Below are 25,746 nucleotides of genomic sequence, written 5' to 3' on the forward strand. Positions count from 1 at the left end.
GGGGTTTTGCGACCCCTAAACCCCGCCGGCAAGCCGGCGGCTATATAGATGAAACCTCACTTCCGCACGTCCAGCCCGTCGGCCTTCTTCTTCGCCGGCGGAAGGTACAACTCCGGCACGTCGGCCTTCTTCGCCGCCTCGGCCAGCTTCTTGAACTCGGCCGTCGTCAGCCCTTCGAACTCCGACAGGTGCGCCGCCAACTGCTTCCCCAACTCGTCGGCCAGCTCCCGCTGGGCCTTCGTCGGCGGGCCGTCGCCGTCGGTCACGTTGCCGAGCAGCCACGTCAACTGCGAGTACAGCATCGCCCCGCCGCGGGCGGCGAAGATGTCGTACACGATCTTCGCCTTCGGGTTGTGCAGCTTCTCCTCCACGGCCGTCAGCCTCTTCGCATACTCGGCCTCGGCCTTCAACAGGTCCTTGGCGGCCGCGTTGTCCTTCAGCAACTCCTTGCGGAGAGTGATCTGCTTCTGAAGTACGCGAATCCGCAGCACCGCCTCCGTCAGCGCGTCGATCCGGTCACGGACCTTCAGCGCGAGCGTCTCCTGATCCGTCGTGAACAGCTTCGCGTCGAGCCGCGGGTCGGGCTTCACCTCCACGGTCGTCGTCTGCGTCTCGCCGCCGACGGTCAGCTTCACCGTGAACTTCCCCGGCGACACGGGGACGCCCATGCCGGGGTTGCCGGCGTCCACCTTCGCGCCGGGGATGGTCGCCGCCCCGTCGTGCGTGAAGTCCCACACGAACTTGTTCAGCCCCGCCTTCACCGGCAGCTTGCGGTCCTTCTTCTCCTGCCCGTCCTCGTCGTCGTCGTCCTTCTCGTCCGCGTCCGCCTTGCCGCTCGCCTTCGCGACCAGCTTCCCGTCGGCGTTCAGCACTTCGAGCTTGACCTCGCCCTTCGGCTCCTTTGCGAAGTGGAACCAGACGGCCGCGCCGGACTCCGGGTCGCGGGCCGTGCTGCCGCGGAGGTGGCTCGACACGTTCCCGCCGCCGCCGGCCCACTTCGTCGAAGTCGTCGCGGCGTACAGGTGGACCGGCTTCTCCTTCAGCGAATCGGACCAGCCGCGGACGGCGGCGAGGTCGTCGAGAATCCAGATGCTGCGGCCGTGCGTGCCGACGACGAGGTCGTCGCCCTTCACCTGCAAGTCGTGGACAGGCACGGTCGGCAGGTTCAGTTGCAGCGGCCGCCACGACTTGCCGGCGTCGGTCGAGAGCATGACACCGCGCTCCGTGCCGAGGTAGAGCTGGCCCTTCTTCGTCGGGTCTTCGCGGACGGCCTTCGCGTGCGTGCCGGGGTCCAGCCCGTCCGCGATCTTCGCCCACGTCGCGCCAAAATCGGTCGTCTTCCAGACGTGCGGCCGGTAGTCGTCCATGCGGTGGTTGTCCACGACGAGGAACGCCGTGCCCGCGTCGTGCGGCGACGCCTCGATGCACGTCACCGTCCCCCAGTCCGGCAGTTCCGGCACGTTCTTCGTCACGTCCGTCCAGGTCTTGCAGTCGTCGCGAGTCAGATGCACGCGGCCGTCGTCGCTGCCGGCCCACATCAGGCCCTTCTCCTTCGGCGACTCGGCGAGCGCGAAGATCGTGCAGTACGTTTCCGCCCCGGTGTTGTCGCCGGTGATCGGCCCGCCGCTCCACTGCTGCTTCTGCTTGTCGTCGCGGGTCAGGTCCGGCGACACCTTCTCCCACGTCGCGCCGTTGTCCGTGGTGCGGAACAGGAAGTTCCCGGCGTGGTAGACCGCGCCGGTGTGCTGCGACACGAGAATCGGGGCGGTCCACTGGAACCGGTACTTGTGCTTCGCCGGGTCGATGCCGCTGGGGTTCCACTGGTTGACGGTGATGTTGCGGGCCTGCCGCGTGCGGTGGTCGTACCTCGTCATGATGCCGCCGTACTCGCCGGCGTACACGACGTTCGGGTCTTTCGGGTCGGTGACGCAGTGCCCGGCCTCGCCGCCGCCGACGGAGTGCCAGTCGCCGAGTCCGATGCCGCCCTTCAGGCTGTTGCTCGGCCCGCTCGCGCTGCCGAGGTCCTGCATGCACCCCATGACGCGGTACGGCACGGCGTTGTCCGCGTGGACGTGGTAGAACTGCGTGATCGGCAGCGGCGGGGCGAACCACGTCTTCCCGCCGTCGGTCGAGATGTCCACGCCGCCGTCGTTGGCGCAGATCATCCGGCTCGGGTTCTTCGGGTCGATCCACAGGTCGTGGTGGTCGCCGTGGTGCGGCCCGCGGACCGGCTTGAAGGAGCTGCCGCCGTTGATGCTCTTGAGCAGCGGCACGTTCGGGGCGAACAGCACGTCCGCGTTCGTGGGGTGGACGGTGAGCGTGCTGTAGTACCACGCCCGCTGGCGGAGGGTGCGGTCGTCGCTGCTCAGACTCCACGTCTCGCCGCCGTCGTCGGACCGGAAGAGGCCGCCCTTCTCCGCTTCGACCAGCGCGTACACCCGCGAGGAGACCGACGGCGCGACGGCGACCCCGACCTTGCCCCAGAGGCCGCTCGGCAGGCCGTTCTTCTTCCCGTCCTTCGTCACCGCGTTCTTGAGTGACACCCAAGTGTCACCGCCGTCGCGAGACACGTACAGGTCGCTGCCGGGGCCGCCGCTGGTCATCTCCCACGGCCGCCGCCGCGTCTGCCAGAAGCCGGCGAAGACCACCCGCGGGTTGTTCGGGTCGATGGCCACGTCCGAGCAGCCGGTCTCGTCGTTCTTGAACAGCACCCGCTCCCACGTCTTGCCGCCGTTCTTCGTGCGGTAGACGCCGCGCTCCGGGTTCGGGCCGAAGGCGTGGCCGAGGACGGCGGCGAAACACACGTCCGCGTTCGTTGGGTGGACAGTAACCGCGCCGATCTGCCCGACCTGCTTCCAGACGTGCTTCCACGTCTTGCCGGCGTCGTCGCTCTTGAACAAGCCGGCCCCCGGCGACACGTTGCCGCGGATGTTCGCCTCGCCGGTCCCGACGTACACGACGTTCGGGTCGCTCGCGGCGACGGCGATGCTGCCGATGCTGGCAGTCGGCTGGTCGTCGAAGATCGGCTTCCAGCTCAGCCCGCCGTCGGCGGACTTCCACACGCCGCCGGACGCGGTCGCGGCGTAGTACGTCAGCGGGTCGCCCGGCACGCCGCACGCCCGGCTGACCCGCCCGCCGGCGTAGGGGCCGACCAGCCGGTACTTCACCGCGGCGAACTCCGGCGGCGATTTCGGCTCTTCGGCGAATGAGGGAAAGACGAGCGAGAAGACGAGCGCGAGCGCGGACCAGCTTCGGCACGGCATGGGGATGATCTCGACGGGGTTGATCGCGGAGAGATGCGGTTATCTTAGACCGGGCGAATTGGGGAAGTAATCGGACGTGAGCCGGAAGTTCCGGCGGCGCGGGTCGCGCGGCCGGTACAACCGGAACCCTTGTAGGGCGGGTCAAGGCTCTGCGCCGACCCGCCGTCGGTGACAGTAACCCCGGCGGGTCGGCGCAGAGCCTTGACCCGCCCTACAAAACAGCCTTCGCCTACTTCCCCGCCTTCTGGAAGTATTCCTTCGACTCCTTCACCCCCGGCTTGATGGTCGCCTTGCCCGGCTTCCAATCGGCCGGGCAGACCTCGCCGTTCTTTTCGAAGAACTGCAGCGCGTCCAGCACCCGGATCGCCTCGTCCACGCTCCGGCCGAGCGGCAGGTCGTTGATCGTGATGTGGCGGATGACCCCCGCCTTGTCGATGAGGAACAGCCCCCGCAGCGCGACGCCGCCGTCGAGTAGCACGCCGTAGTCCTGGCTGATCTTCTTCGTCAGGTCCGCGACGAGCGGGTACTTCAGCTCGCCCAGGCCGCCCTCGGCGCGGGCCATCTTGATCCACGCCAGGTGGCTGAACTCGCTGTCCACGGACACGCCGACGACCTCGCACCCCCGCTTCTTGAAATCCTCGATCCGGTCGCTGAACGCGATGATCTCGGTCGGGCAGACGAACGTGAAGTCGAGCGGGTAGAAGAACAGGACGACGTAGCTCTTGCCCTTATAGTCGGAGAGCTTGACGCTCTTGAACTCCTCGTTGACCACGGCCGTCGCCGTGAAGTCGGGCGCTTCCTTCTGAACGTGAACCGGCATTGAATCTACCTCAAGGAACGGGCCGCCCGCGAACCCCCGCCGCGGGCCGTACTGAAATGATTAGGCATCCCGCCGAACCGGAACCAGTCCGGGGCGGCGATTCCGGGGGAAACGCCGACCGGCCCGACGGGGACCGTCGGGCCGGCGCGTGAGGAGTCGGGGAGGCTCAGTAGACCGGGACCACCTGGCCGTCGCTCCGCATGCTGAGCAGCTCCAGGATGAACGGGTCGGTCATCTCCGGCATGTTCTGGACGTGGCCGTCGGCGAAGCAGAACAGCACGACCTGCGAGTGCCGGCTGCCGAACTTCCAGCCGGTGTCGCGGGGGTTCGTCGTGATCCCGTACAGCCGCGACGCCGCCCGGCCGGAGCACTGGTAGTAGTCGCCGTTGTACGTCGAGCAGTCCCACCACCCGTACCCGGCCTTCCCCTCCGGGACGTGCTTTTCTCCCAGCATGAACGTGTTGCTCATCCCGTCCGGGAAGTCCATGAGGCGGAACCCGACGCCGAGCTGGAACGCCCCGCGGTTGCCGGGGCCGGTCTCCGTCGGCGAATCCGTGCCGTAGGGATCGACGACGACGGCGTAGTCGCTCAGCGCCCCCGGCAGGTGCGTCGTGCCGGCCCACGTCGGGTCGCTCGGCACGTCCCCGGCCACGCTCCCGAAGTGGCTGTCCGCCGCCGTCCGCCGGGACGGGCAGAAGTAGTTCCGCACGGCCGTCGTCCGGGCGATGGAGTTCTGCTGGTAGTAGCTCAGGCCCATGTTCCACTGGCGGTACAGGTTGTCCTGTTCCATCTGCGGCAGGACGTGGACGGCCCACGTCGGCCCGCCGATCCGGGTGCGGGTCGGCGGCAGCCGGCCGAGGGTGGACTCGTAGTTGTGCATCGCCAGCCCGAGCTGCTTTAGGTTGTTCGCGCACGAAATGCGGGCGGCCGCCTCGCGGGCCTTCTGCACGGCCGGCAGGAGTAGGCCGATGAGCGTCGAGATGATGGCGATGACGACCAACAGCTCGATCAGCGTGAACGCCCGCCGGGGGAGGGGGTGACGGTTCTTCATGGTGGTTCTCTAGCGTCCGCCGATCATGGCCTTGGGAATGGTGACGCGGACCGGGTCGGTCCCGCCGAACGCCTCGGCCGGGAGTTCGAGCCGGAGGTCGTCCGGCTTCTCCGGCGGGACGAACAGCAACACGGTTTCGACCGACTTGCCTGGGTAGACCATCGCCTTTTCCGCCGGCGACGGGAGCGGCTTCACGGCAACGCCGCCCGCGGTCGTGAGCTTCGGCTCCGCGGCCGGCGGCACGGACCACCCGGCGAAGGGGATCGCCCGCGCGACGCCGACGTTCGTGATCTTCAACCCGATCCGCAGCGCCCGTTCCTTCTTCTTCTCCGGCGGCTTGACACCCCCGGTAGCGTCGAGGGAACCGACCGACACGGTCGTGACGGCGACCCGCGTGTCGCCTTGTTCCCACACGGCCTGGCCGGCGTCCACCCAGTCCGCGGCCTTCGGTAGGCTGCCGTCGCGGCCTACGGCCGTCACCGGCTTCGGGGCCGTCTCCGGGTCGGAGGCCGGCGTCCAGCCGGACAGGCCGAGCCACGCCGGGAACGCGACGACGAGCAGGAACGCCAGCCCGTTCAGCCCGACGCCGGCCCACCCGACGGCCCGCAGCTTTTCCAATCCGAGGAGGCTCAGCCCGGCGATGATGAAGCCGATCACGGCCAGCGGCGCGGCGACCCAACGGCCGTAGGGGAACTGACTGGCGATCATGCTCGCGCCGAAGAACCCGAGGCCGACGAGGGCCGTCCGTAGCGCGTAGTCCGTCGCCGGCGGCGGGGCCGACGCGACGACGACCGGCTCCGTCGTCGGGGTGGGAAGCGGGGGTTGCTCGACCGGTTGCGTTTCCGCCGTCTCGATCGCCTGCGGCTCGGTCGGCGACTCGTCGCGGGCCGGCGGCTCGACCGACTCGTCCGCGTCGTCGTCGAGTTCGACCGGCCGGTAATCGACGAGCGGCACGTCCGACCCGGTCGGGACGAGCATGAAGTCGTGCGAACACTTGGGGCAAGTCATGAACGTGCCGCGCTTCTTCGACGGCACGCGGAACTTGGACGCGCGGCAGTGCAGACAGGTGGCGACGAACGGCACGGGAGTTCTCGCGAGTCGGAAGGGTGGAGGGGGTCCACGTCCCATCATACTCAACTGCGGGGGCGTGGGGGCGTTGGAGTTTTTCCCGATTCCTTCGGCGCGACCCACCCGACCCTTATCGTGGCCGGGTTTGCGAACCGGGCGCGGGGTCAAGGCGGAATGAACGAACGAGGGGCGGCAGAAACTGCCGCCCCTTTCAGGTTTGCGTCTCGGCCTGGGGGCCGATCAATCCCGGTCGCGGAAGCCGCCGCGGTCGCCGCCCCGATCCCCGCCGCGGTCGCTCCGCTCCCGGCGGTCGCCGCGGTCCCGGCGCTCGCCCCGGTCGCCGCGATCCCCGCGGTCTTCCCGCGGCGGGCGGCCGCTGGCGTCGTCGCCCTCCTCGCCGCCTTCCCGCGGCGGCGGGGGCGGGAGCAGTACCTTTCGCGACAGCTTCACCCGGTCCTGGTCGTCGATGGCGATCACCTTCACCTGCACCTTGTCGCCGACCCGCACCACGTCGTCCACGCGGCCGACGTACCCGTGGGCCAGTTCGCTGATGTGGCACAGCCCGTCCCGGCCCGGCATGATCTCGATGAACGCGCCGAAGTCCTTGATGCTCGACACCTTCCCGTCGTACACCTTGCCGACCTTCACTTCCTCGCAGAGGGCTTCCACCCGCCGCTTCGCTTCCTCGGCCCCGGTCGCGTCGCTGTGCGCGATCTGCACCGTGCCGTCGTTGTCCACGTCGAGCTTCGCGCCCGTCTCCTCCTGGATGGCGCGGATCGTCTTCCCGCCGGGGCCGATCAGCAACCCGATCTTCTCCGGGTTGATCTTCACCGTGAGCAGCCGCGGCGCGTTGATGCTGATCTCCTTCCGCGGCGAGATGAGCGTCTTCAGCAGCGTGCGGAGGATTTCCCGGCGGGCGTCCTTCGCCTGCTCGAGCGCCCCGCGGACGATCTGCTCGTTGATGCCGTCGAGTTTGATGTCGAGCTGGATGCCGGTGATGCCGTTCTGCGTGCCGGCGATCTTGAAGTCCATGTCGCCGTAGTGGTCCTCGTCCCCCTGGATGTCGGTGATGAGGACGTGCTGGTCCTTCTCCATGACCAGGCCGATGCTGATGCCGGCGACCGGCTGCCGGATCGGCACGCCGGCGTCCATGAGCGCCAGCGTCCCGCCGCACACCGAGGCCATCGACGACGAGCCGTTCGATTCGAGAATCTCGGACACGAGCCGTACCGTGTACGGGAACTTCGTCGGGGGCGGCATCACGGCCTTCAGGCTACGCTCGGCCAGCATCCCGTGGCCGATCTCCCGGCGGCCCGGCCCGCGGATCGGCTTGCACTCGCCGACGCTGAACGGCGGGAAGTTGTAGTCGAGCATGAACTTCTTGCTGTACTCCGGCAGCAGGCCGTCCACCTTCTGCTCGTCCTGCATCGTGCCGAGGGTGGCGATGACCAGCGCCTGCGTCTCGCCCCGCTGGAACACGGCCGACCCGTGGACGCGGGGGACGCTACCGACCTCGCACCACAGCGGACGAATTTGCTTCGCCGGGCGGCCGTCGATCCGCGTGCCGCTGAGCGTGATCTCGCGGAAGATTTTCTCCCGCAACGCGGACACCGCGGCGGACACTTGCTCCGGCTTGTACTTCGGCTCGGCCTCGCCCTCCGGGGCGTACTCCTTCTTGATCTGCGCCTTGAACTCGTCGAGCGCCGCGTACCGGGCCAGCTTGCCTTCCGTCAGATACCGCTTGCGGAACTCGGCCCCGTACTTCTTGTGCAGCTCGTCGATCAGCGGGTTCGCGGCCGGCGGCGGGGGTAGTTCCTTCTTCGCGAGGCCGGCCTTCGTCCGCAGCTCCTCGATCAGCCCGATGATCTCGACGATCTGCTTGTGGGCGAACATGATCGCGTCGCCCATCTCCTGTTCCGGCATCTCGCGGGCGAACCCCTCGATCATCGTGATCGCCTCCTTCGTCCCGGCGACGATGAGGTCGAGGTCGCTCTCCTCCATCTGCGTGGCGGTCGGGTTCACGATCAACTGCCCGCCGACGCGGCCGACCCGCACCCCGGCGATCGGCGCGGTGAACGGGATCGGGGAGACGTGCAGGGCCGCGGACGCGCCGACCATCGCGAGCATGTCCGGGTCGTTCTCCTGGTCGAACGCGAGGGCGCTAGCCATCACCTGCACTTCGTTCAGGAAGTCGGCCGGGAACAGCGGGCGGATGGGGCGGTCGATGAGCCGGGAGACGAGCGTTTCCTTCGTGCTCGGCCGGGTTTCCCGCTTGATGAACCCGCCGGGGAACTTGCCGGCGGCGTAGGTCCGCTCGCGGTAATCGACGGTGAGCGGGAAGAAGTCGCGGCCGGGGATGACGCCGCCCTGGGTGGCGGCGACGAGGACCATGGTGTCCCCGTACTGGACGGTGACGGCCCCGTGGGCCTGCTTGGCGAGTTTGCCGGTTTCGATGACGAGCGTGGCGTGGCCGATTTGCTTTTCGACGCGTGTGACAGGCACTGTTCGGACCCTTTCGTTCGGAATGGTGAGCTTCGGTGGGCGGCGACGGGGTGAAACGGAGACAGCCGCCCAGGTACGTTCCCGGCGGCTGACGGCGACGCGAAGGGTTGTCTCGGGGGAAGTTACTTCCGGAGGCCGAGCTTGCCGATGACTTGCAGATACCGTTCCCGGTCGGTTTCCCGCAGATACGTTAGCAAGCCCGCCCGCTGACTGACCATCTTCAACAACCCGCGGCGGCTGGCGAAGTCCTTGGAGTGCGTGCGCATGTGCTCGGTCAGCTCGTTGATGCGAGCCGTGAGAATCGCGATCTGCACCTCGGGCGACCCGGTGTCCGAGTCCCCGCGCCGGAATTGGTTGATGAGTTCGGTCTTGCGGTCCTTCGTAATCGCCATCGATCCGGTCCTCTTTCTCTCTGTTCTACCTCCGCCGCGTCGCTCCTGCTCACGGTAGCTGAACTTAAGACAATTACACTCCGGTCGAGTGTATCGGCCGACACCGACCCGACAAGGGGCCGGCGGGAATTCACAGTCGGCGTGGCGGAAACAAGAATCCTATCCGAAGTGGCATCGCCTGACCAGTCGCGACCGCGATTTCCGGCCCCGAGCAGCTTCTACCGGGGTCGGGGTTCCGCTACACTGTGTGCGGAGAGTTGGCCGAGCGGTTTAAGGCAGAAGTCTTGAAAACTTCCGTAGGGGAAACCTTACCGTGGGTTCGAATCCCACACTCTCCGCTCCCTCGCGGTCAGCCCCGTGCCGGCCACAGGTCGGCCATCCGCTCGACCGTCGCGACGAGCGGGCCGGTGGACGCCGGCAGTGCCGGGTCCGGCCCGGCCAGCTCGACCGCCCGCCGCCGCTCCTCGCAGTCCCCCCACGACCCCACGTGGACGACGGCCCGGCCGGTCTTGCTGATCCGATCCGTCACCACGAAGGCGTCCGTCAGGCCGAACCCGAACTCGTCCCGAAGCAGCTGGATCACGTACGCGTAGCCGTGCGTCTCGTCGTTGTGGAGTACGAGGCCGCACTCGTCGTCGCGGTACGGCCGCTCGCCGAGGACCGGCGGGACGTTCAGACCCTTGCCGGTTTCGATGGCGGTCGCGGCGGACACGAGCAGGCCGACGGCGACCAGGCCCATCCGCGTGTACTCGCCGGGCTCCCAGACGACCGGCGGCCAGTTGACGGTGGCGATGCCCGCGACGACGAGCAGCAACCCGACGGCCACGAACAGTTGGCGGAACGTCATCGGCGTCAACCCCCGGACCGGCCCGCGCCGCGGCGGACGCAACCAGTGTACGCGCCGCCGGCCCGTCCGCCCCGCCGCCGGCGTCACCCCTTCCGCGCCGCGACCTCGGCGCGGAGTCGGTCCTCCTGTTCGCGGAGGTCGGGCGTGAGGGCCTCGCCGAAATCTTCGGGCTCGAACACCGGCCGGACCTCGATCTCCGTCCCGCCGTCGAACGGGGCCTTCTTCAGCCACGCGATCGCCTCGTCCATCGACGTCACCTGCCACAGCCAGAACCCGGCGACCAGTTCCTTCGTCTCGGCGAACGGGCCGTCGATCACCGTCCGGTCGGCCCCGGCGAACCGGACCCGCTTGGCCCTCGACGTGGGGTGCAGCCCCTCCCCGGCGAGCATCACGCCGGCCTTGACCAGTTCCTCGTTGAACGCCCCCATCGCCGCCAGCAGGTCCTGCCCCGGCATCACGCCCGCCTCGGACTCCGCACTCGCCTTGACCAGCACCATGACGCGCATCGCTTCGCCCTCCGATCAGTTTGTCCCGGCCCGGAACCCGTCCGCCCACGCGGCCGGGAAGGGGTCGGCTTGTACCAACACGTCGAACGGCCCGGCGGGCAATCGACACCGCCGCGGGAGAATTCTAGTGAGACCGCCGGCCGCCCCCGGGCGGCACGGCCCCCGGCGGACATTTCTGAAATCGCCGCCGGCCCGCGGCGTCTTTCGGGTGACCCGATTGCCCCGCCCGCGCGGTCCGGGCATAATCCGTTCACGTCCCTCCGAGGGTTTCGTCATGTTCTCCCCGCTCCGCCTCGCGGTCGCGGCGGCCGTCCTCGTCGGCCTCGCCGCCCCCGCCCCCGCCGCCCCGCCGGGTAAGGCCGTCGAGGAAGTCCTGACCTGGGTCCCGACCGACGCGGCCCTGTTCTTCCACGTCGATGTGCCGACGGTCTGGAAGAGCAAGCAACTCGCCGACGCCCGGAAGGCGAACCCGAGCGAACTGTTCAGCCAGCTGAACGACCTCGCCACGGCGATCGGCATCCAGCCGGAGTCGGTCGCGTCGTTCACCGTGTTCATGCCGAAGCTCAAGGGGCCGGGCGACCAGTCGCGGGTCTGCCTCGCGTTCACGCTGTCGAAGCCGTACAACGCCAAACAGGTCGCGGGCGGGCTGAACGCCCTGGCGGAACTCGACAAGATTCCGCGGGACTTCAAGAGCGACCGGTTCAAGAAGGAACGCGAGGGCGTCTACTCCATCGTCGAGCGCGGGCCGGTGCGGCCGGCCCCGCCGAAGGGCGAGAAGGAAGCGAAGAAGGACGAGAAGGAATCGCCGAAGACGCTGTTCCTGTTCGACAACCCGGACCGCATCGTCATCCTCGGGCCACAAGGGAACGACCTCGCGAAGCCGTTCGCCGGGGACAAGGCCGGGCCGATCGCCGACGCCCTCGCCGCCGCGCGGGCCGGCAAGACGGCCGCCCTCGGGTTGAACTTCGCGAACCTACCGGACGAGATCCGCCAGGAGAACCTGCCGCCGCAGGCCGAGCCGTTCAAGCCGCTCATCCACTCCGACGCGATCATCGGCACGGCCGAACTCGCCGCCGACCTTGTCGTCAACGTCCACGTGAAGTGCGCCGGCCGGCCGAAGGCGCTGGAGGCCGAGAAGTCGATGGGCGTGGCGAAGGTGCTGTTCCAGACGCTCCTGGCGGCCGCGGTCGGCGAGTTGACCAAGAACAAGGACGAGGGGAACGCGAAGCTCGTGGACACGGTGAAGGCCGCCCAGGAGGTCGTGCGGACGGCGAAACTGACGAGCGACGAGACGACCGCGACGGCGACGCTGAAGGCGAAGGCCGACTTCGACGTGACGCCGATCTTCGGCTTCTTTACCCGCACCGGGCAGGCCGCCGCCCGCGCCTCGACGGTCAACAACCTCAAGCAGATCGGCCTGGCGATGCACAACTACCACGAGGTGTACAACGGCCTGCCCGCGGCCGCGATCATCGGGAAGAAGGGGAAGCCGCTCCTCTCCTGGCGGGTCGCCGTCCTCCCGTTCGTCGAGCAGGACGCGCTGTACCGGCAGTTCAAGCTCGACGAGCCGTGGGACAGCGACCACAACAAGAAGCTGCTCGACACGACGGCGATGCCCCGCGTGTTCGCCGTCGAGGGGGTGACGAAGCCGACCGACAAGACGACGCACGTGCAGGTGTTCCGCGGCAACGGGGCGATGTTCGACCTCGTGCAGGGGCACAAGCTGCAGTCCATCGCGGACGGCACGTCGAACACGTTCATGGTCGTGATGGGCAAGACGGCCGTGCCGTGGACGAAGCCGGACGACATCGAGTACGACCCGAAGAAGGAGGCCCACGACTTCTTCCTGTGGGTGAACGACGTGACGAACATCGCGTTCGGCGACGGCTCTGTGCGGACGGTGAGCAAGAAGGCGAAGGCCGCGTCGCTGCACGCCCTCATCACGAAGGCGGGCGGCGAGGTCGCCAACGTGGACGACTGAGATCGTTTGAACTCGCGCCGACGCCGCCGGGCCGCCCCGGCGGCGGTTCCCATTTCTCGAACCGAGGGACTCGCATGACCCGCCTGTTGCTCGTCGCACTCGCCGCCGTCGGCGGGATAATCGCCGCCCTTCCGTCGCGGGACGCCAGCGCCGACACCCGGCCGCTGCCCGCGGACCTCGCGCTCGTCCCGCCGGACGCCGTCGGGTTCGCGCACGTCCGCGCCGCCGAGTTGTGGCAACACCCGGAACTGAAGCCGTGGCGAAGCGTCTTCGAGCAAGCCGGGCAGAAGACCGTCGGACTGCTCGACCAGCACTTCGCCCCGAAGCCGTCCACCACGGACCGCGTCACGTTCGTGCTGCTCCCGCCAGGCAAGGCGAAGCAAGGCCGTGGCGCGCCGTTCGACCCGTTCAACCCGACGCTGATCCTGCACTTCACGACGCCGTTCGACAAGGAGCAGGTGAAGCAGGCCCACGCCGAGAAGGCGAAGGCGAAGACCGTCGGCGGCAAGGACGTGCTCATCGCCGAGCGGTCCGAGGTTGCCCTCGGCATCGCGGACGACCGCACCCTCGTCCTCGGCGACGAGGCCGGCGTGACCGCCGTGCTTTCCCACGACAAGAAGGCCGGCCCGCTGTCCGCGAGCCTCCGGCTGGCCGCGGGCGGCAAGCCGGTCGTCGCCGGGCTGAACGTGAAGGCGCTACCGATCCCGGCCGAGGTTCTCGCGAACATCCCGGACGAGTACAAGCCGCTCGCGGACGTGGAAACTGTGACCGCGTCGATCGACGTGACGAAGGCCCCGGTCGTGAACGTCCGGCTGGCGTTCCCGAACGCCGAGAGTGCCAAGACCGGCGAGAAGGCGTTCCGCAAGCTGGCCGACCTCGGCCGCGTGTTCCTGAATCAGAACCGGCAACAGATTTCCGCGGAACTGGCCGAGCGGTTGAAGCCGCGGAAGGACGCGAAGCCGCTGCGGCCCATCGGCGCGTTCCCGGAAGCCGCGATGATGGTCGCCGCCCTCGGCGGGCTGAACGTGGTGGACGACGTCCTCGCGAACCCGCCGGTCGAGGTCGAGGGGGCAGACCTGACCGCGTCGGTGACGCTGCCGCCGTGGACGGCGCAGTTCGTCGCCGGCGGGGCGGTCGCGGCCGGGGTGTTCATGCCGGCCGTGCAGAAGGTCCGCGAGGCGTCCGAGAACGCCGTGGCCCTCAACAACTTGAGGCAGATCGGCCTCGCCCTGCACAACTACGAGAGCGCCCACGGCCATTTCCCGGCCGCCGCGACGCTCGGCAAGAAGGGGAAGAAGCTCCTGTCGTGGCGGGTCGCGATCTTGCCGTACATCGAGCAGGAGAATGTCTTTCGCCAGTTCAAGCAGGACGAGCCGTGGGACAGCGAGCACAACAAGAAGTTCAGCGACGTGAACATCAAGACGTACACGGACCCCCGCGTCGACATCAAGCCGGGGCACACGACGTACAAGGCCCTGGTCGGCAACGGGGCGATGTTCGACTGGGTGCAAACCACGAAGTTCGCGCAGGTCACCGACGGGCTGTCGAACACGGTCATGGTGATGGCCGGCGGCGAGCAGGTCCCGTGGGCGAAGCCGGACGACTTCGAGTACGACCCGAAGAAGGAGTTCCCGGCCGACTTCGCGAAGGACACGGACGACCGGCTCGCGGCCCTGTTCGGCGACGGGAGCGTGCGGACGCTGAACCTGGCGAAGCTCCGCGACCGGGCCGAGACGATGCGGCGGCTCATCGAGCGGGCCGACGGGAACGTCGTCAACGTCGTCGAGGATTGACCGCGAATCACGGCAACCCAACTATATAGCCGCCGGCTTGCCGGCGGGGTTTTGCGACGCCCCAAACCCCGCCGGCAAGCCGGCGGCTATATAAGGCTCTGACCGATTCGCTAAACTGAACTCGCACCTCTCCCCGCGGAGTCCGACCATGCGCTCGCTCGTTCGCAAGTTCCTCGCGGCCGTGCCGCTCGCGGCCCTCGCCGCGGCCGTGCTGCTCGCCCCGACCCCGCAGCCCGTCCGGGCCGCCGACGGCGACCTGCCGGCCGACCTCGCGCTCGTCCCCGGCGACGCGGCCGGGTTCGTCCACCTCCGCGTGGCCGACATCTGGAAGCACGACATGATGCGGACGCTCCGCGACACCGTCCAGAGTGCCGGCGTCAAGGCCCTCACCGCGTTCGAGAAGCAGGTCTACCCGTCGCCGGCCACCATCGACCGGGCCACCGTCATCCTGCTCCCCCCGAAGGACGACCGCGAGCCGCCGACGGTCGTGGGCGTGATCCGGTTCACCGAGCCGGTCGATCGGGCGAAGCTGGTGAAGCTGTACATCCCGAACGCGATCACCGCGAAGGCGAACGGCAAGACGCTGTACGCGGACAAGGAAACCGAGGTCGGGCTGCACTTCGCGGACGACAAGCACCTCGTGATCGGCCCGGCGCAAATGGTCGAGGGGTTCCTCGCCCGGCCGCCCGTCCTCCGCGGCGGCATCACGCCGGCCGTCGAGGCGGCGGCGAAGGGGACGGCCGTGGTCGCGGCCGTGAACGTCCGGGCGCTGCCGATCCCGCCGCAGGCGTTCGAGCAAGTCCCGGACAACATCCGCCCGCTGCTGAAGGCCGACCGCATCACCATGACGATGGACCTGAAGGACGCCTCGCCGGTGTTGGCGATCCGCGCGAACTACGCCGGGGAGAAGATGGTCGCCGAGGCCGAGGAGGCGCTGAAGGACGCGGTGAAGATCGCGAAGGTGCTGATGACGCAGCCGAAGCAACAGTTCGAGCAGACGCTGTACGCGAAGCAGGACGAGGGGCCGCGGCCGCTGAAGGAGTTGCCGGACATCTTCGGGTCGCTCGCCGGGCTGGGGGCGATCAACCAGGCGAACCAGATACTCGACAACCTGCCGATCAAGCGGGACGGCAACGACTTGATGGTGAGCGTCACCGTGCCGAAGGAGTTCAACCAGTTCGCCGGGATTTACCCGGTCGCGCTCGGCCTGATGCTCCCGGCCGTGCAGAAGGTCCGGGAGGCGGCCGGCCGCGCGAAGGGGCAGAACAACCTCAAGCAGCTCGGCCTGGCGATGCACAACTACCACGACGTGAACGGTAAGATGGCCACGAACATTTACGACAAGAACGGCAAGCCGTTGCTGTCGTGGCGGGTCCACCTACTCCCCTACATCGAACAGGAGGCGTTGTACCGGCAGTTCAAGCTCGACGAGCCGTGGGACAGCGACAACAACAAGAAGTTGCTCGCGCAGATGCCGGAGGTGTTCAAGGTTCCGAACGCGAAGGCGATGGAAGCCGGGAAGACGTTCTACCAGGGGTTCACCTGCGCGAAGGGGACGGCCCCGCGGGCGTTCTTCATCGACGACCCGGCCGCCCGGACGACGTTCGCGAACATCACCGACGGCACGTCGAACTCGCTGATGGTCGTCGAGGCGGCGGACGCCGTCGAGTGGACCAAGCCGGCGGACCTCGTGTACGATCCGAAGAAGGACCTGCCGAAACTCGGCGGGCATTCGGCCGGCGGGTTCAACGTGCTGATGGGCGACGGGAGCGTTCGGTTCGTCCGCGACACGATCGACAAGATGGTGCTGAAGGCGATGATTACGATCGACGGCGGCGAGGTGGCGAACATCGACTGACCCTCCCACGGCCCGCGGACGTTCGTCCGCGGGCTTTCTTTCGAGACTTTGCATGTACCCCTGCCGACGGACGCATCAACCCCTTTCCCGCCGCGAGTGGCTCGCGCGGTCCGCCAACGGGTTCGGCGCGACGGCCCTCGCCGGGTTCCTCGCCGACCACGCGAGCGCCAACGCCAAGAAGCCGCACTTCGCGGCGAAGGCGGACCGCGTCATCTTCCTGTTCATGGACGGCGGCCCGTCCGCGATGGACACGTTCGACCCGAAGCCGCGGCTCACGAAGGAGAACGGCCAGCCGTTCAAGATGAAGAAGGAGCGGACGCAGTTCAACAACGACGGCAACACCCTCGGCAGCCCGTGGAAGACGGCCCAGCGCGGGAAGTCCGGCCTCTGGGTCAGCGACCTGTTCCCGCACGTCGCGACGTGCGCCGACGACCTCGCCGTCATCCGGTCGATGGTGTCGAACTTCTCCGAGCACACGACGGCGAACTACTTCTTCCACAGCGGCCACGGCCAGCAGGGGCGGCCGTCCGCCGGGGCGTGGGCGACTTACGGCCTCGGCAGCGAGTCGAAGGAGCTGCCCGGCTTCGTCGTCCTCGGCAGCGGCATGATCCCGCCCGGCGGCATCGACTGCTTCGGCAGCGGGTTCCTCCCCGCGTCCTACCAGGGGTCGCTGTTCAAGCACGGGAAGGCCCCGGTCGCCGACCTCACGCCCGCCGGCTCTCAGAAGGCGAAGCTCGACCTCATCCGCAAGTTGGATGCGGAGGCGAACGCGCGGCTCGGCGGCAACGACCAGGTCGAGTCGGCCATCGCGAACTACGAACTCGCGGCGCGGATGCAGACGGCCGTGCCGGACCTGTACGACCTGTCGAACGAGACGAAGGAGACGCACGCCCTCTACGGCCTCGACGACCCGAAGACGCAGGTGTTCGGCAGCCAGTGCCTGATCGCCCGCCGGATGGTGGAACGCGGCGTGCGGTTCGTGGAGTTGCTCTGCCAGAACCTCGGCCACGACCGGTGGGACCAGCACTCGAACTTGAAGAAGGGGCACGAGGACAACGCCCGCGCCGTGGACAAGCCGATCGCGGCGCTGCTGACGGACCTGAAGCGGCGGGGCCTGCTCGACCGGACGCTTGTGCTGTGGGGCGGGGAGTTCGGCCGCACGCCGTTCGCGCAGGGGGCCGACGGCCGCGACCACAACCCGTTCGGGTTCAGCGTCTGGCTGGCCGGCGGCGGCACGAAGGGCGGCATCGCCCACGGCGCGACCGACGAGTACGGCTACCACGCGATCGAGGACAAGGTGCAGGTCCACGACCTGCATGCGACGATACTGCACCTGTTGGGCTTCGACCACACGAAGCTGACGTTCCGGTTCGGCGGCCGCGACATGCGGCTGACCGACGTTCACGGCGAGTTGGTCAAGGGCGTCCTGGCGTGAGGCCGTGACTTCCGAAGTCCGGCTTCGACTTCGGAAGTCGAGTAGGACCAACATCTCCACGGACGGAGAGGAAAGGCCCCCGCGGGATCGACTTCCGAAGTCGAAGCCGGACTTCGGAAGTCGGGGCGTCCGGGCCGATCACGCAGGTTGTGCCGCATCAACGGCCCGAACCCCGTCTGCCTCCTGTCATCTCCGCTCGCCCGTCCGCTCGTGGAATGCCGAAGTAGCATGGCCCCGCACCCCGAGACACGCCATGCGGTTCCCGATCCTCCTCGCCGGCCTACTCCTCGCGCAACCCGTCCGGGCCGCCGACCCGGCGAAGCCGTTCCTCCGCATGTCGCCGCACGAGCTGTGCGTCCAGTTCTCGCTCGGCACGGCGACGCATCCGGTCGGCAAGCTCCGTGGCCGCGTCCTGTGGGTGGACGACGCCAAGCTGCCTCGATTCCGCGGCCTCACGCAGAGCCTGCTGTGGCGGGGCAAGGAGTTCGACTGCGACGGCACGTTCACGAATCGCTTCCTCGGGTTCACCGCCCTGCCGTCCCGCGGGTTCCTGGCGGAGAGTTGGGCCGACGGTGGGGCCGCGTTCGTGATGGAATACCCACCGGGAACCCCGCTCTTCGGCCGCTACCGGGACGAGCTGCGGGAGGTCGCCCCGGGCGTCTGGCTCGGCCGCGCCTGGGACCGCGCGACCGGCCGGCCGCTCGGGTGGTTCCTGCTGTCGAAAAAGTAGACATTCGCGCGTTCGCGGTCAGAAAACTCCCCCGTCCGGTGGCACATTTTCACCCCGTTCTTCGATTCTTAAGGTAGCATTCAGTAAGCGACGCCACGCGCTTGTCCAATGGTTTCTGAATCAAATCGAGCATTAGACTATCCCCCTCGTCTGGACCACAGGATGAGCACGTTTACAGCCCCGCAAGGCGTTCACCTCCTCGTCGAAGCCGTGCAGCTGCTCTCGATGGCCCGCGACATGGCGGCCGTCCAAGAGGTCGTCCGCACGGCCGCCCGGCGGCTCACCGGGGCCGACGGGGCCACGTTCGTCCTCCGCGACGGCAAGCAGTGCCATTACGTGGACGAGGACGCCGTCGGCCCGCTCTGGAAGGGGAAGAAGTTCCCCCTCGGGGCGTGCGTCAGTGGGTGGGCCATGCTCAACCAGCAACCGGCCGTCATCCCCGACATCTACGCGGACGACCGCATCCCGCACGACGCCTACCGCGAGACGTTCGTGAAGAGCCTGGTCATGGTCCCGATCCGCACGCTCGACCCGATCGGGGCGATCGGCAACTACTGGGCGACGCCGCACGCCGCGACGGCCGAGGAGGTGCGGCTACTGCAAGCCCTCGCCGACGCGACCGCCGTGGCGGTCGAAAACGTCCGGCTCCTCGCCGACCTGGAAGACCGCGTCCGGGCGCGAACGTCGGACCTCGAAATGCTCAACGTCCGGTTGCGGCAGACGAACGCGGACCTGGAAGCCGCCCAGCACCAGGCCGACCGGGTGTTCGCGGCGTTCTCGAAAACGCTCGTCGGGTCCGTCCTCGACGGCAAGTACCGGCTGGACGAGCAACTCGGGAGCGGCGGGTTCGGCGTCGTGTTCCGCGGCCAACACCTCGTCCTCGACCATCCCGTTGCGGTGAAGGTGTTCCGCCCGGCCTCGGGGAACGACTCCGGCCGCGAACTCCAGCGGTTCCTCCGGGAAGGGGCGACCGCGATCCGGCTGGCGCACCCGAACGTCGTCCGCGTCCTGGACTCCGGCCTTTCGGACGACGGCGTGGCGTACCTGGTGATGGAACTGCTCCAGGGCCGGTCGCTAGCCCAGGACATCGCCGCCCGCGGGCCGCTGAAGGTGCGGCGGGCCGTCCGCGTCGCCGGGGTCGTGGCCGCGGTGCTCGCCGAGGCGCACGCGAAGGGCATCCTCCACCGGGACGTGAAGCCGGACAACGTGTTCTTGCACAACGCGGCCGGCCGGGAGGTGGTGAAGGTCGTGGACTTCGGCATCGCGAAGTTCTTCGGCGACGCGGACGGCACGGCCGTGAGCCGGCTCACCCGCACCGGCTCTTACGTGGGCACGCCGGCGTTCGTCGCCCCGGAGATCGTCACCGGCGGGTCGGACGACGGCCGGTCGGACGTGTTCAGCCTCGGGGCGATGCTGTACGAGATGCTCGCCGGCGTCTCCCCGTGGACGCGGCAGCAGCAACTGGAAATCGCCGCCGGGACGACGACGGCGCTGCTCCCCCGCGAGTTCCGCCACTTCCGGACGGACGTGCCGCCGGAGTTGGAGTCGGTCCTCCGGCAGTCGCTCTTGTGGGACCCCCTCCGCCGCCCGACGGCCGCCGAGTTTGCCGCCGTGCTGGCGGACCTGGCCGCAGACCTCAGCGACCCGGACGACCCGGACGACGGGTCCGAGGGCGACCGGTTCGTCCCGCTGCCGACGGGAACCTTCTCGGCGGACGACGACGAGGAGTTTTGGCTGTCCGGCCTCCGGTGACCGGGAAGAAACTGCAACCGCGTAACTTCTACCCGGCAGAAATGGGAAACGCCCACCCCGAAGGATGGGCGTTTTCATAGGGGTCGGCTGCTTTAACCGACGCCTCGAATCGATCAAATCGCCAGCCCGATCATCCCGGCCTCGCTGACGGCCTCGCCGATCTCCTCCACCGCGGGCAATATGTCGCCCTGCTGCGTGAAGATCGGCTCGCCGTCCAGAACCACGCAAAACTGGCCACGGTTTCCGTCTTCCACCACGACCGCCACGTCCTGCCCCGTCAAGGTTGCAACCAGTTCGTCGGTGTACCGCAGGACGGCCGGAATTTCTGGACAGCGGTAAATCGTAACCTGCGTCATGGGGCTTCTTCCTGGGAAGAACTCGGTGGACAACCGCCGGGATTGTCGGCCCGGCTCCCGATGGCGGAAATGGTGCAAGGGGCGTGCCGAAGGTCGGGTTCTCGCGACCTTGCCGGATAGAATGAGTTTTTGCTTTTTTCCGATTCGGCGGGTTGTGCATGAGTGTGCTGGTTTCGGCGCAAGGGCTGGCAAAGAGTTACTCCCACCGGCCGCTGTTCGCCGACCTGTCGTTCGACCTGCGGGCCGGCGAGAAGGTCGGCCTCATCGGCCCGAACGGGGCGGGCAAGTCCACGCTGTTGAAGCTGCTCGCCGGGCTTGAAGTCCCGGACGCCGGCAGCTGCGCCACCCGCCGCGGGGCGACGGTCGGGTATCTCGCGCAGGACGACCAATTCCCCGAAGGGCGGACCGCGCGGGAGGTGGTCCTCCACGCGCTGGGAGGTTCGTCGCTCGAAGACCACGAGCGGGAAACCCGCGCGGCCATCGTCCTGACGCAGGTGGGGTTCGAGGACCGCGACGTTCGCGCCGACACGCTCTCCGGCGGGTGGCGGAAGCGGCTCTCGTTCGCCCGCGAGTTGGCGAAGGAACCCGACTTCCTGCTGATGGACGAGCCGACGAACCACCTGGACGTGCCCGGCATCGTCTGGCTGGAGAAGTTCCTCCGCGGGGCGAACTTCGGCTACCTCGTCGCCACCCACGACCGGGCGTTCCTCCGGGCCGTGGCGGAGGAGGTTCTGGAAATCGACCGCGTCTACCCGGCGGGTTTCTTCCGCGCCCCCGGCGGGTACGACGACTTCGCGGACAAGCGGGCCGAGTTCGTCGAGACGCAACTGCGGCAGCGGGACGCGGTGGCGAACCAGGTCCGCCGCGAGACGGAGTGGCTCGGCCGGAAGGCGGCCGCGCGGACGCGGAAGGCGAGTTCCCGCATCGAGGCGGCCCACGAGCGGCGGGCGGAACTGGCCGAGTTGAACTACCGCACGGCCGCGAGCAACGCCGCGGCCATCGACTTCGCCGGGACCGGCCGCCAGACGCGGAAGCTGCTCACCGCGACCGGCGTGGCGAAGGCGCTCGGCGGCCGCGAACTGTTCTCCGGCGTCGATCTGATCCTGTCGCCCGGCATGAGGCTCGGCCTGCTCGGCGCGAACGGGTCCGGCAAGAGCACGCTGTTGAAGGTGCTCGGCGGGCAACTCCCGCCGGACCGCGGCACGGTCACGCCGGCCGACAGCCTGCGGGTCGAGGTGTTCGAGCAGGGCCGGTCGTCGCTCGACCTCGGCGTGACGCTCCGGCGGGCGCTGTCGCCGAACAACGACACCGTCGTCTTCCGCGGCGAGCCGATCCACGTCGCGTCGTGGGCGCGGCGGTTCCTGTTCGAGGCGGAGCAACTCGACGTGCAACTGAGCGCCCTCTCCGGCGGCGAGCAGGCCCGCGTGCGGGTCGCGCAGCTCATGCTCCGCCCGGCCGACCTCCTACTTCTCGACGAGCCGACGAACGACCTGGACATCCCCGCGCTGGAAGTGCTGGAGGAAAGCCTGGCCGACTTCCCCGGCGCGATCGTGCTCGTCAGCCACGACCGCGAGCTGATGGACCGCCTTTGCACGGAGGTGATCGGCCTCGATGGCAACGGCCGCGCCGCGCCGTTCGGGAGCGTGCAGCAGTGGCTCGCGGCCTACGAGCAATCGACAGTTGCGAAGCCGGAACCGAAGGCGGCCCCGGCGAAGGCCGCGGCCCCGAAGGTGAAGAAGTTGAGCTACAAGGAGCAGAAGGAACTCGACGAGATGGAGGCGGCCGTCCTCGCGGCGGAGGAGGCGCTGGCCGGGAAGCAGGCGGCGGTGGAAGCGGCGGCGACGGCCGGGCACGTCGTCTTCAACGAGGCGTGCCGGGCGCTGGAGGACGCGCAGAAGCACGTCGAGGGGCTGTACGCCCGGTGGCAGGAACTGGAGGCGAAGCGCCATGCGTGACGCGGGCCACCCGCTGCCGCCGGTGCGGGAGCCGTCGCCGCTCCTGCCGTGGCTGTTGGCGGCGCTGGCCCCGATGAACCGCACGCGGGTGAAGGACCTGCTCCGGTCCGGCCGTGTTCACGTCAACGGCATTTCGGTCACGCGGCACGACCACGCCTTGACGCCGACGGATCGCGTCACGCTCGCACGCGAGAAGCCCCCTTCCGACTTGGTGATCGTTCACGACGACGACGCGATCGTCGCCATCGACAAGCCGTCGGGGTTGCTCACGGTCGCGACCGATTCGGAGAAGGACGACACCGCGTTCGCGCGGCTGGCGGCGCAGCTCCCGGCGCGGCCGTTCGTCGTCCACCGGCTCGACCGCGGCACGTCCGGGCTGCTGCTGTTCGCGAAGTCGGCCGCCGTCCGCGACGTGCTTCAAAGGGGGTGGGAACAGGTCGAGAAGACGTACCTCGCCGTCGTCGAAGGGACGCCGCCACACGCATCGGGACGGGTCGAGAACTACTTGATCGAAGGCACGAACCTGCGCGTTCGTGCGAAGTCGTTCCCGTGCGACGGCGGGCAGCGGGCCGTGAGCCGGTATCACGTGCTGTCGCAACGCGGCGGCCGTTCGCTCGTGGAATTGGTGATCGAGACGGGCCGGAAGCATCAGATCCGCGTCCACCTCGCCGGCCTCGGCTGCCCGGTCGTCGGCGACGCCGACTACGGGGCGAAGACCGATCCGGCACGTCGGCTCGGCCTGCACGCCGCGCGGCTGGCGTTCCCCCATCCAACGACGCGGGAGCGGATCGAACTCGGTTCGCCGCTCCCGGCCGTCCTCCAACGACTCATTTCGTGACGGTCACGCCTTCTCGACCTCCGGCAGCCGCTCGAACCCGCCGTGCATCGTCATCACCTTCCGGGCCTCGTCCTCGTACTCGCCGACATCGACGGTCACCAGGTAGTGCCCGGCCGCGACCTGGCCCTCGTAATACTTCGCGTCGTCCTCGGCGATGCCCCAGCCGAGCAGCGCCCCGGCGATGCCGACGGCGGCAGCCGTCCCCGCCGTGTTGAGCAACACCGTGCCCAGCGCCCCGAGCGCCAGTACCGGGCCGATGACCGGGATCACGCCGGTCAGCAGCCCGAAGCTGACGACCGCCCCGCCGACCGCGCCGGTCACGGCCCCGATGGCCGCCCCCTCGGAGATCCGCTTGTCGGCCACATTCGTGCCGCTGCCGTCGTGGTTCACCGTCTGCCCGCCGTGGTCCTTGCCGACGAGGCCGATCCGGTCGTCCGGGATGCCGACGTTCCGCAGCCCGTCCACGGCCCGTTCGGCCGCCGACCGGCTGGTGAAAACGTGAACGAGGGTGGTGTTCGTCGCGGTGCTCATCGCTCGATCCTCGGGAGAAGAGGTGGGAATCGTGCCCGAACGAATTGTGGTGCAGCATTCATGCCCCACGCCGGTATCGAACTTGCCCGAAGAACGAGGTACGTCCCATTCCGAACGGGAGCCCGTCATGGCACGCGGCAGCAAGGCGAAGTACACGGACAAGCAGAAGCGGCAGGCGGAGCACATCGAGGAGGGGTACGTCGAGAAGGGCGTGAGCAAGAAGACGGCCCAGGCCCGCGCGTGGGCGACGGTCAACAAACAGGACGGCGGCGGCAAGAAGAGCGGCAGCGGCCGGAAGAAGGCGAAGTAAGCGCCCGGCCCCGGCCCGGTCACCCCCGCCCCAGCACCGCGTCGAGCGCCCAGCAGCCCCGGCGGTGGGCCTTCGGGTGTCGCAGGTGGTCGAGCAACGGTCGGTCGCCGCAGTTCGCGTCCTCCAGCGCGTCGGCCAGGATCGGCAGCCGGTCGAACGCCTGGTCCGCGTGGATGCCGGCCGCGATGAGCCGGGCCGTTTCCGGGACGTGGAAAGTCTCGCCGGATGGAAATAGCACGCCGCCGCCGGCGAACGCGGGCAGCTGCCGGTACTCGCGGGTCCGCGGCGGGAACAGGTCGCGGAGCAGGTCGCACACTTGTTCCTGAAACTCCTCGCGGGTCGCCGTCTTATCCCCGCGCGCGGCCGCGGCCGCGACCGCCAGTTCGCCCCATTCGAGCACCGCCCGCACGCCGTTCCGCGGGTCGTACACCGTCGCCGCCTCCAGGACGTGCATCATCACCTGCTCGATCTCTTGCGGGACATCCATCCTCTCCCACCGCCGGCGGTGCTGCTTCCGCACGAAATCAAACCCCTTCGTCACGTCCTGTTCGTTCGCCTCCACGTCGATTGCTTGCTCTTGAAGAGCGAGCACTTGCTCGAAGTCCTCGTTCGGGAAGTGATTCCAGATGAGTCGGCCGACGCCGCAGATGAAATGTTGCATCTTCCGGCCGCCCGGCGACTTGCCGAGCGCCCGGAGCATCGCCTTCGGCGTCCGGCACGCGAGCCACTCGTGCTCCGTCATCGGCGTCGGCCTCGGGCCGCCTGGAAGACTTCGAGCAGCGCCGCGTCCTCGGCCGCGTTCACCGGCTTCTCCGGCGGCTCGTCCACGGCGGGCGGGGACGGCGACGGCTCGCGGACCACCCAGTCCAAGAACTTGTCGCACGGCCACGCGGCAGCCCCGGCCCGACGCGCCGACTCGTGCAGCCGGGAATCGTTCGAGACGACCACCACGTCCCGCGATGGCCCGGTGAGGAGCGTTTCAATTTCATCATCAGCGGCTTGGCCGAACGCGAAGCGGACGCGGACACCGCGGTGGTCGGTTTCCGGCGACGGCCGCGGCGACTTCTGCCCGTCGAAAACGACGCGCATCGAGACGGCCCGCGCGGCGGCGACGCCCGCGAGCCAGTCGAGGAACCGCCGTCGCGCCGGGTCGAGGCGGCCGGTCGGCCGGGCCGTCAGATACCCGGCCGCGTGCATCAGGTTATACCCGTCCACGAGGAACCGCACGGCAACCTACTTCCCCTTCTTCAGGACGATCAGCACGGTCGTCGGCTTCGCGTCGAACCCGGTCGGCCGCGGCTGGCCGGGCGTGGCGAGGTGAATCTTCAACGTGTCGCCGGTCAGGTCGTAGACGCCGCTGTACGTCCCCTGTTCCGCCTTCGGCCCGCCGTCGATGGTCAGGTCGATCTGCTTCTTCGCCTCGTCGAGCTTGTACGGGGCCGCCCGCCCGGCCGTGATCGACTCCGCGTCGATCGTCACGCGGGTGACGTTCTCCTTCAGCTTCGTGGCGAACTCGCCGCCGGTCGTGGCCTCGCGATCGACCGACCACTCGCCGAGCAGCGGCGACTTCTTCTCGGCCGGCTTCTCCTGGGCGACCGCGCCGCCGGCGAAGGCCAGGGCGAGGACGAGCGGCACGAACTTGGGCATCGGACGGCCTCCGGAACGGGTGGTCGGCGCGCCGCCGACGGTAGCCCCACTATAGCGATGTTCGGCCGCGGACGCACGAAGAAGCGGCACCCGAAGAAGGAACGCCTTGCC

The 25,746-nt window shown here is 68.7% G+C and carries 22 protein-coding genes, 1 tRNA gene and 1 pseudogene; 11 read left to right on the plus strand and 13 right to left on the minus strand.

Annotated elements, in window-relative coordinates:
- Positions 1-56 precede the first annotated feature (56 nt).
- The 6 genes from AC5JJ2_RS18110 to rpsO all read right to left on the minus strand — a co-directional run bounded on the left by AC5JJ2_RS18110 (position 57) and on the right by rpsO (position 9,096).
- Positions 57-3,263, minus strand: a complete 3,207-nt coding sequence (locus AC5JJ2_RS18110; RefSeq protein WP_495859428.1) for a WD40/YVTN/BNR-like repeat-containing protein — start codon at positions 3,261-3,263, stop codon at positions 57-59.
- 229 nt (positions 3,264-3,492) lie between these two features.
- Positions 3,493-4,083 (minus strand): peroxiredoxin, encoded by a 591-nt coding sequence (locus AC5JJ2_RS18115; RefSeq protein ID WP_495859429.1) that lies wholly within the window; start codon positions 4,081-4,083, stop codon positions 3,493-3,495.
- A 166-nt stretch (positions 4,084-4,249) separates the two neighbouring features.
- Positions 4,250-5,134: a DUF1559 family PulG-like putative transporter gene (locus AC5JJ2_RS18120; RefSeq protein WP_495859430.1), complete on the minus strand. Its 885-nt coding sequence runs from the start codon at positions 5,132-5,134 to the stop codon at positions 4,250-4,252.
- A 9-nt stretch (positions 5,135-5,143) separates the two neighbouring features.
- A complete protein-coding gene (locus AC5JJ2_RS18125) occupies positions 5,144-6,217 on the minus strand; it encodes a zinc ribbon domain-containing protein (protein WP_495859431.1) in 1,074 nt (357 codons plus the stop codon).
- A 225-nt stretch (positions 6,218-6,442) separates the two neighbouring features.
- Positions 6,443-8,704, minus strand: coding sequence for a polyribonucleotide nucleotidyltransferase (gene pnp / locus AC5JJ2_RS18130; RefSeq protein ID WP_495859432.1), 2,262 nt, complete (start codon positions 8,702-8,704; stop codon positions 6,443-6,445).
- A 122-nt stretch (positions 8,705-8,826) separates the two neighbouring features.
- Positions 8,827-9,096 carry a 30S ribosomal protein S15 gene (rpsO, locus tag AC5JJ2_RS18135; protein WP_495859433.1) on the minus strand — a complete coding sequence of 90 codons (270 nt, stop codon included), beginning with the start codon at positions 9,094-9,096 and terminating at the stop codon, positions 8,827-8,829.
- Positions 9,097-9,347: 251 nt separating this feature from the next.
- On the opposite strand from rpsO, the gene AC5JJ2_RS18140 reads away from it, so the two are divergent.
- A tRNA-Ser gene (locus AC5JJ2_RS18140) sits at positions 9,348-9,434 on the plus strand.
- A gap of 11 nt (positions 9,435-9,445) precedes the next feature.
- On the opposite strand, the gene AC5JJ2_RS18145 is transcribed toward AC5JJ2_RS18140, so the two are convergent.
- Positions 9,446-9,943 (minus strand): ATP-dependent Clp protease adaptor ClpS, encoded by a 498-nt coding sequence (locus AC5JJ2_RS18145; protein WP_495859434.1) that lies wholly within the window; start codon positions 9,941-9,943, stop codon positions 9,446-9,448.
- Positions 9,944-10,026: 83 nt separating this feature from the next.
- Positions 10,027-10,449: a YciI family protein gene (locus tag AC5JJ2_RS18150; RefSeq protein WP_495859435.1), complete on the minus strand. Its 423-nt coding sequence runs from the start codon at positions 10,447-10,449 to the stop codon at positions 10,027-10,029.
- Between the two features lie 274 nt (positions 10,450-10,723).
- Here AC5JJ2_RS18150 and AC5JJ2_RS18155 point away from each other — a divergent pair, with 274 nt between their 5' ends.
- The 7 genes and pseudogenes from AC5JJ2_RS18155 (at position 10,724) to AC5JJ2_RS18185 (ending at position 19,998) form a co-directional block, all read left to right on the plus strand.
- Positions 10,724-12,430 (plus strand): DUF1559 family PulG-like putative transporter, encoded by a 1,707-nt coding sequence (locus tag AC5JJ2_RS18155; RefSeq protein WP_495859436.1) that lies wholly within the window; start codon positions 10,724-10,726, stop codon positions 12,428-12,430.
- A 74-nt stretch (positions 12,431-12,504) separates the two neighbouring features.
- Positions 12,505-14,223 carry a DUF1559 family PulG-like putative transporter gene (locus AC5JJ2_RS18160; RefSeq protein WP_495859437.1) on the plus strand — a complete coding sequence of 573 codons (1,719 nt, stop codon included), beginning with the start codon at positions 12,505-12,507 and terminating at the stop codon, positions 14,221-14,223.
- Between the two features lie 148 nt (positions 14,224-14,371).
- Positions 14,372-16,081 (plus strand): DUF1559 domain-containing protein, encoded by a 1,710-nt coding sequence (locus AC5JJ2_RS18165; protein WP_495859438.1) that lies wholly within the window; start codon positions 14,372-14,374, stop codon positions 16,079-16,081.
- Positions 16,082-16,133: 52 nt separating this feature from the next.
- Positions 16,134-17,516 (plus strand): DUF1501 domain-containing protein, encoded by a 1,383-nt coding sequence (locus tag AC5JJ2_RS18170; protein WP_495859439.1) that lies wholly within the window; start codon positions 16,134-16,136, stop codon positions 17,514-17,516.
- A 253-nt stretch (positions 17,517-17,769) separates the two neighbouring features.
- Positions 17,770-18,246, plus strand: coding sequence for a hypothetical protein (locus AC5JJ2_RS18175; RefSeq protein ID WP_495859440.1), 477 nt, complete (start codon positions 17,770-17,772; stop codon positions 18,244-18,246).
- Positions 18,247-18,408: 162 nt separating this feature from the next.
- Positions 18,409-18,966: pseudogene (locus AC5JJ2_RS18180) on the plus strand (GAF domain-containing protein); the annotation flags it as partial.
- Positions 18,943-19,998, plus strand: a complete 1,056-nt coding sequence (locus tag AC5JJ2_RS18185) for a serine/threonine-protein kinase (RefSeq protein ID WP_495859664.1) — start codon at positions 18,943-18,945, stop codon at positions 19,996-19,998. The pseudogene AC5JJ2_RS18180 and the gene AC5JJ2_RS18185, both read left to right, overlap by 24 nt.
- A 113-nt stretch (positions 19,999-20,111) precedes the next feature.
- Here AC5JJ2_RS18185 and AC5JJ2_RS18190 read toward each other — a convergent pair whose 3' ends face one another.
- Positions 20,112-20,354, minus strand: coding sequence for a hypothetical protein (locus tag AC5JJ2_RS18190; RefSeq protein ID WP_495859441.1), 243 nt, complete (start codon positions 20,352-20,354; stop codon positions 20,112-20,114).
- A 158-nt stretch (positions 20,355-20,512) separates the two neighbouring features.
- Between AC5JJ2_RS18190 and AC5JJ2_RS18195 the strand changes: the two genes are divergently transcribed.
- Both AC5JJ2_RS18195 and AC5JJ2_RS18200 read left to right on the plus strand, forming a co-directional pair.
- Positions 20,513-22,309, plus strand: a complete 1,797-nt coding sequence (locus tag AC5JJ2_RS18195; RefSeq protein WP_495859442.1) for an ABC-F family ATP-binding cassette domain-containing protein — start codon at positions 20,513-20,515, stop codon at positions 22,307-22,309.
- Positions 22,302-23,147 (plus strand): RluA family pseudouridine synthase, encoded by an 846-nt coding sequence (locus AC5JJ2_RS18200; protein ID WP_495859443.1) that lies wholly within the window; start codon positions 22,302-22,304, stop codon positions 23,145-23,147. The genes AC5JJ2_RS18195 and AC5JJ2_RS18200 overlap by 8 nt, the downstream gene beginning before the upstream one ends.
- A gap of 3 nt (positions 23,148-23,150) precedes the next feature.
- Here the strand turns inward: AC5JJ2_RS18200 and AC5JJ2_RS18205 are convergent, their stop codons facing one another.
- Positions 23,151-23,678: a general stress protein gene (locus tag AC5JJ2_RS18205; protein WP_495859444.1), complete on the minus strand. Its 528-nt coding sequence runs from the start codon at positions 23,676-23,678 to the stop codon at positions 23,151-23,153.
- Between the two features lie 127 nt (positions 23,679-23,805).
- On the opposite strand from AC5JJ2_RS18205, the gene AC5JJ2_RS18210 reads away from it, so the two are divergent.
- A complete protein-coding gene (locus tag AC5JJ2_RS18210; RefSeq protein WP_495859445.1) occupies positions 23,806-23,988 on the plus strand; it encodes a hypothetical protein in 183 nt (60 codons plus the stop codon).
- A gap of 19 nt (positions 23,989-24,007) precedes the next feature.
- Here the strand turns inward: AC5JJ2_RS18210 and AC5JJ2_RS18215 are convergent, their stop codons facing one another.
- The 3 genes from AC5JJ2_RS18215 to AC5JJ2_RS18225 are packed head-to-tail and all read right to left on the minus strand — an operon-like array spanning position 24,008 to position 25,635.
- On the minus strand, positions 24,008-24,730 hold the full coding sequence (locus tag AC5JJ2_RS18215; protein WP_495859446.1) for a hypothetical protein: 723 nt from the start codon (positions 24,728-24,730) through the stop codon (positions 24,008-24,010).
- On the minus strand, positions 24,727-25,215 hold the full coding sequence (locus AC5JJ2_RS18220; RefSeq protein WP_495859447.1) for an NYN domain-containing protein: 489 nt from the start codon (positions 25,213-25,215) through the stop codon (positions 24,727-24,729). The genes AC5JJ2_RS18215 and AC5JJ2_RS18220 overlap by 4 nt, the downstream gene beginning before the upstream one ends.
- Positions 25,216-25,221: 6 nt before the next feature.
- Complete coding sequence (locus AC5JJ2_RS18225) at positions 25,222-25,635, minus strand: hypothetical protein (RefSeq protein ID WP_495859448.1); 414 nt, start codon at positions 25,633-25,635, stop codon at positions 25,222-25,224.
- Positions 25,636-25,746: the final 111 nt, after the last annotated feature.

The organism is Limnoglobus sp. (genome assembly GCF_059499385.1).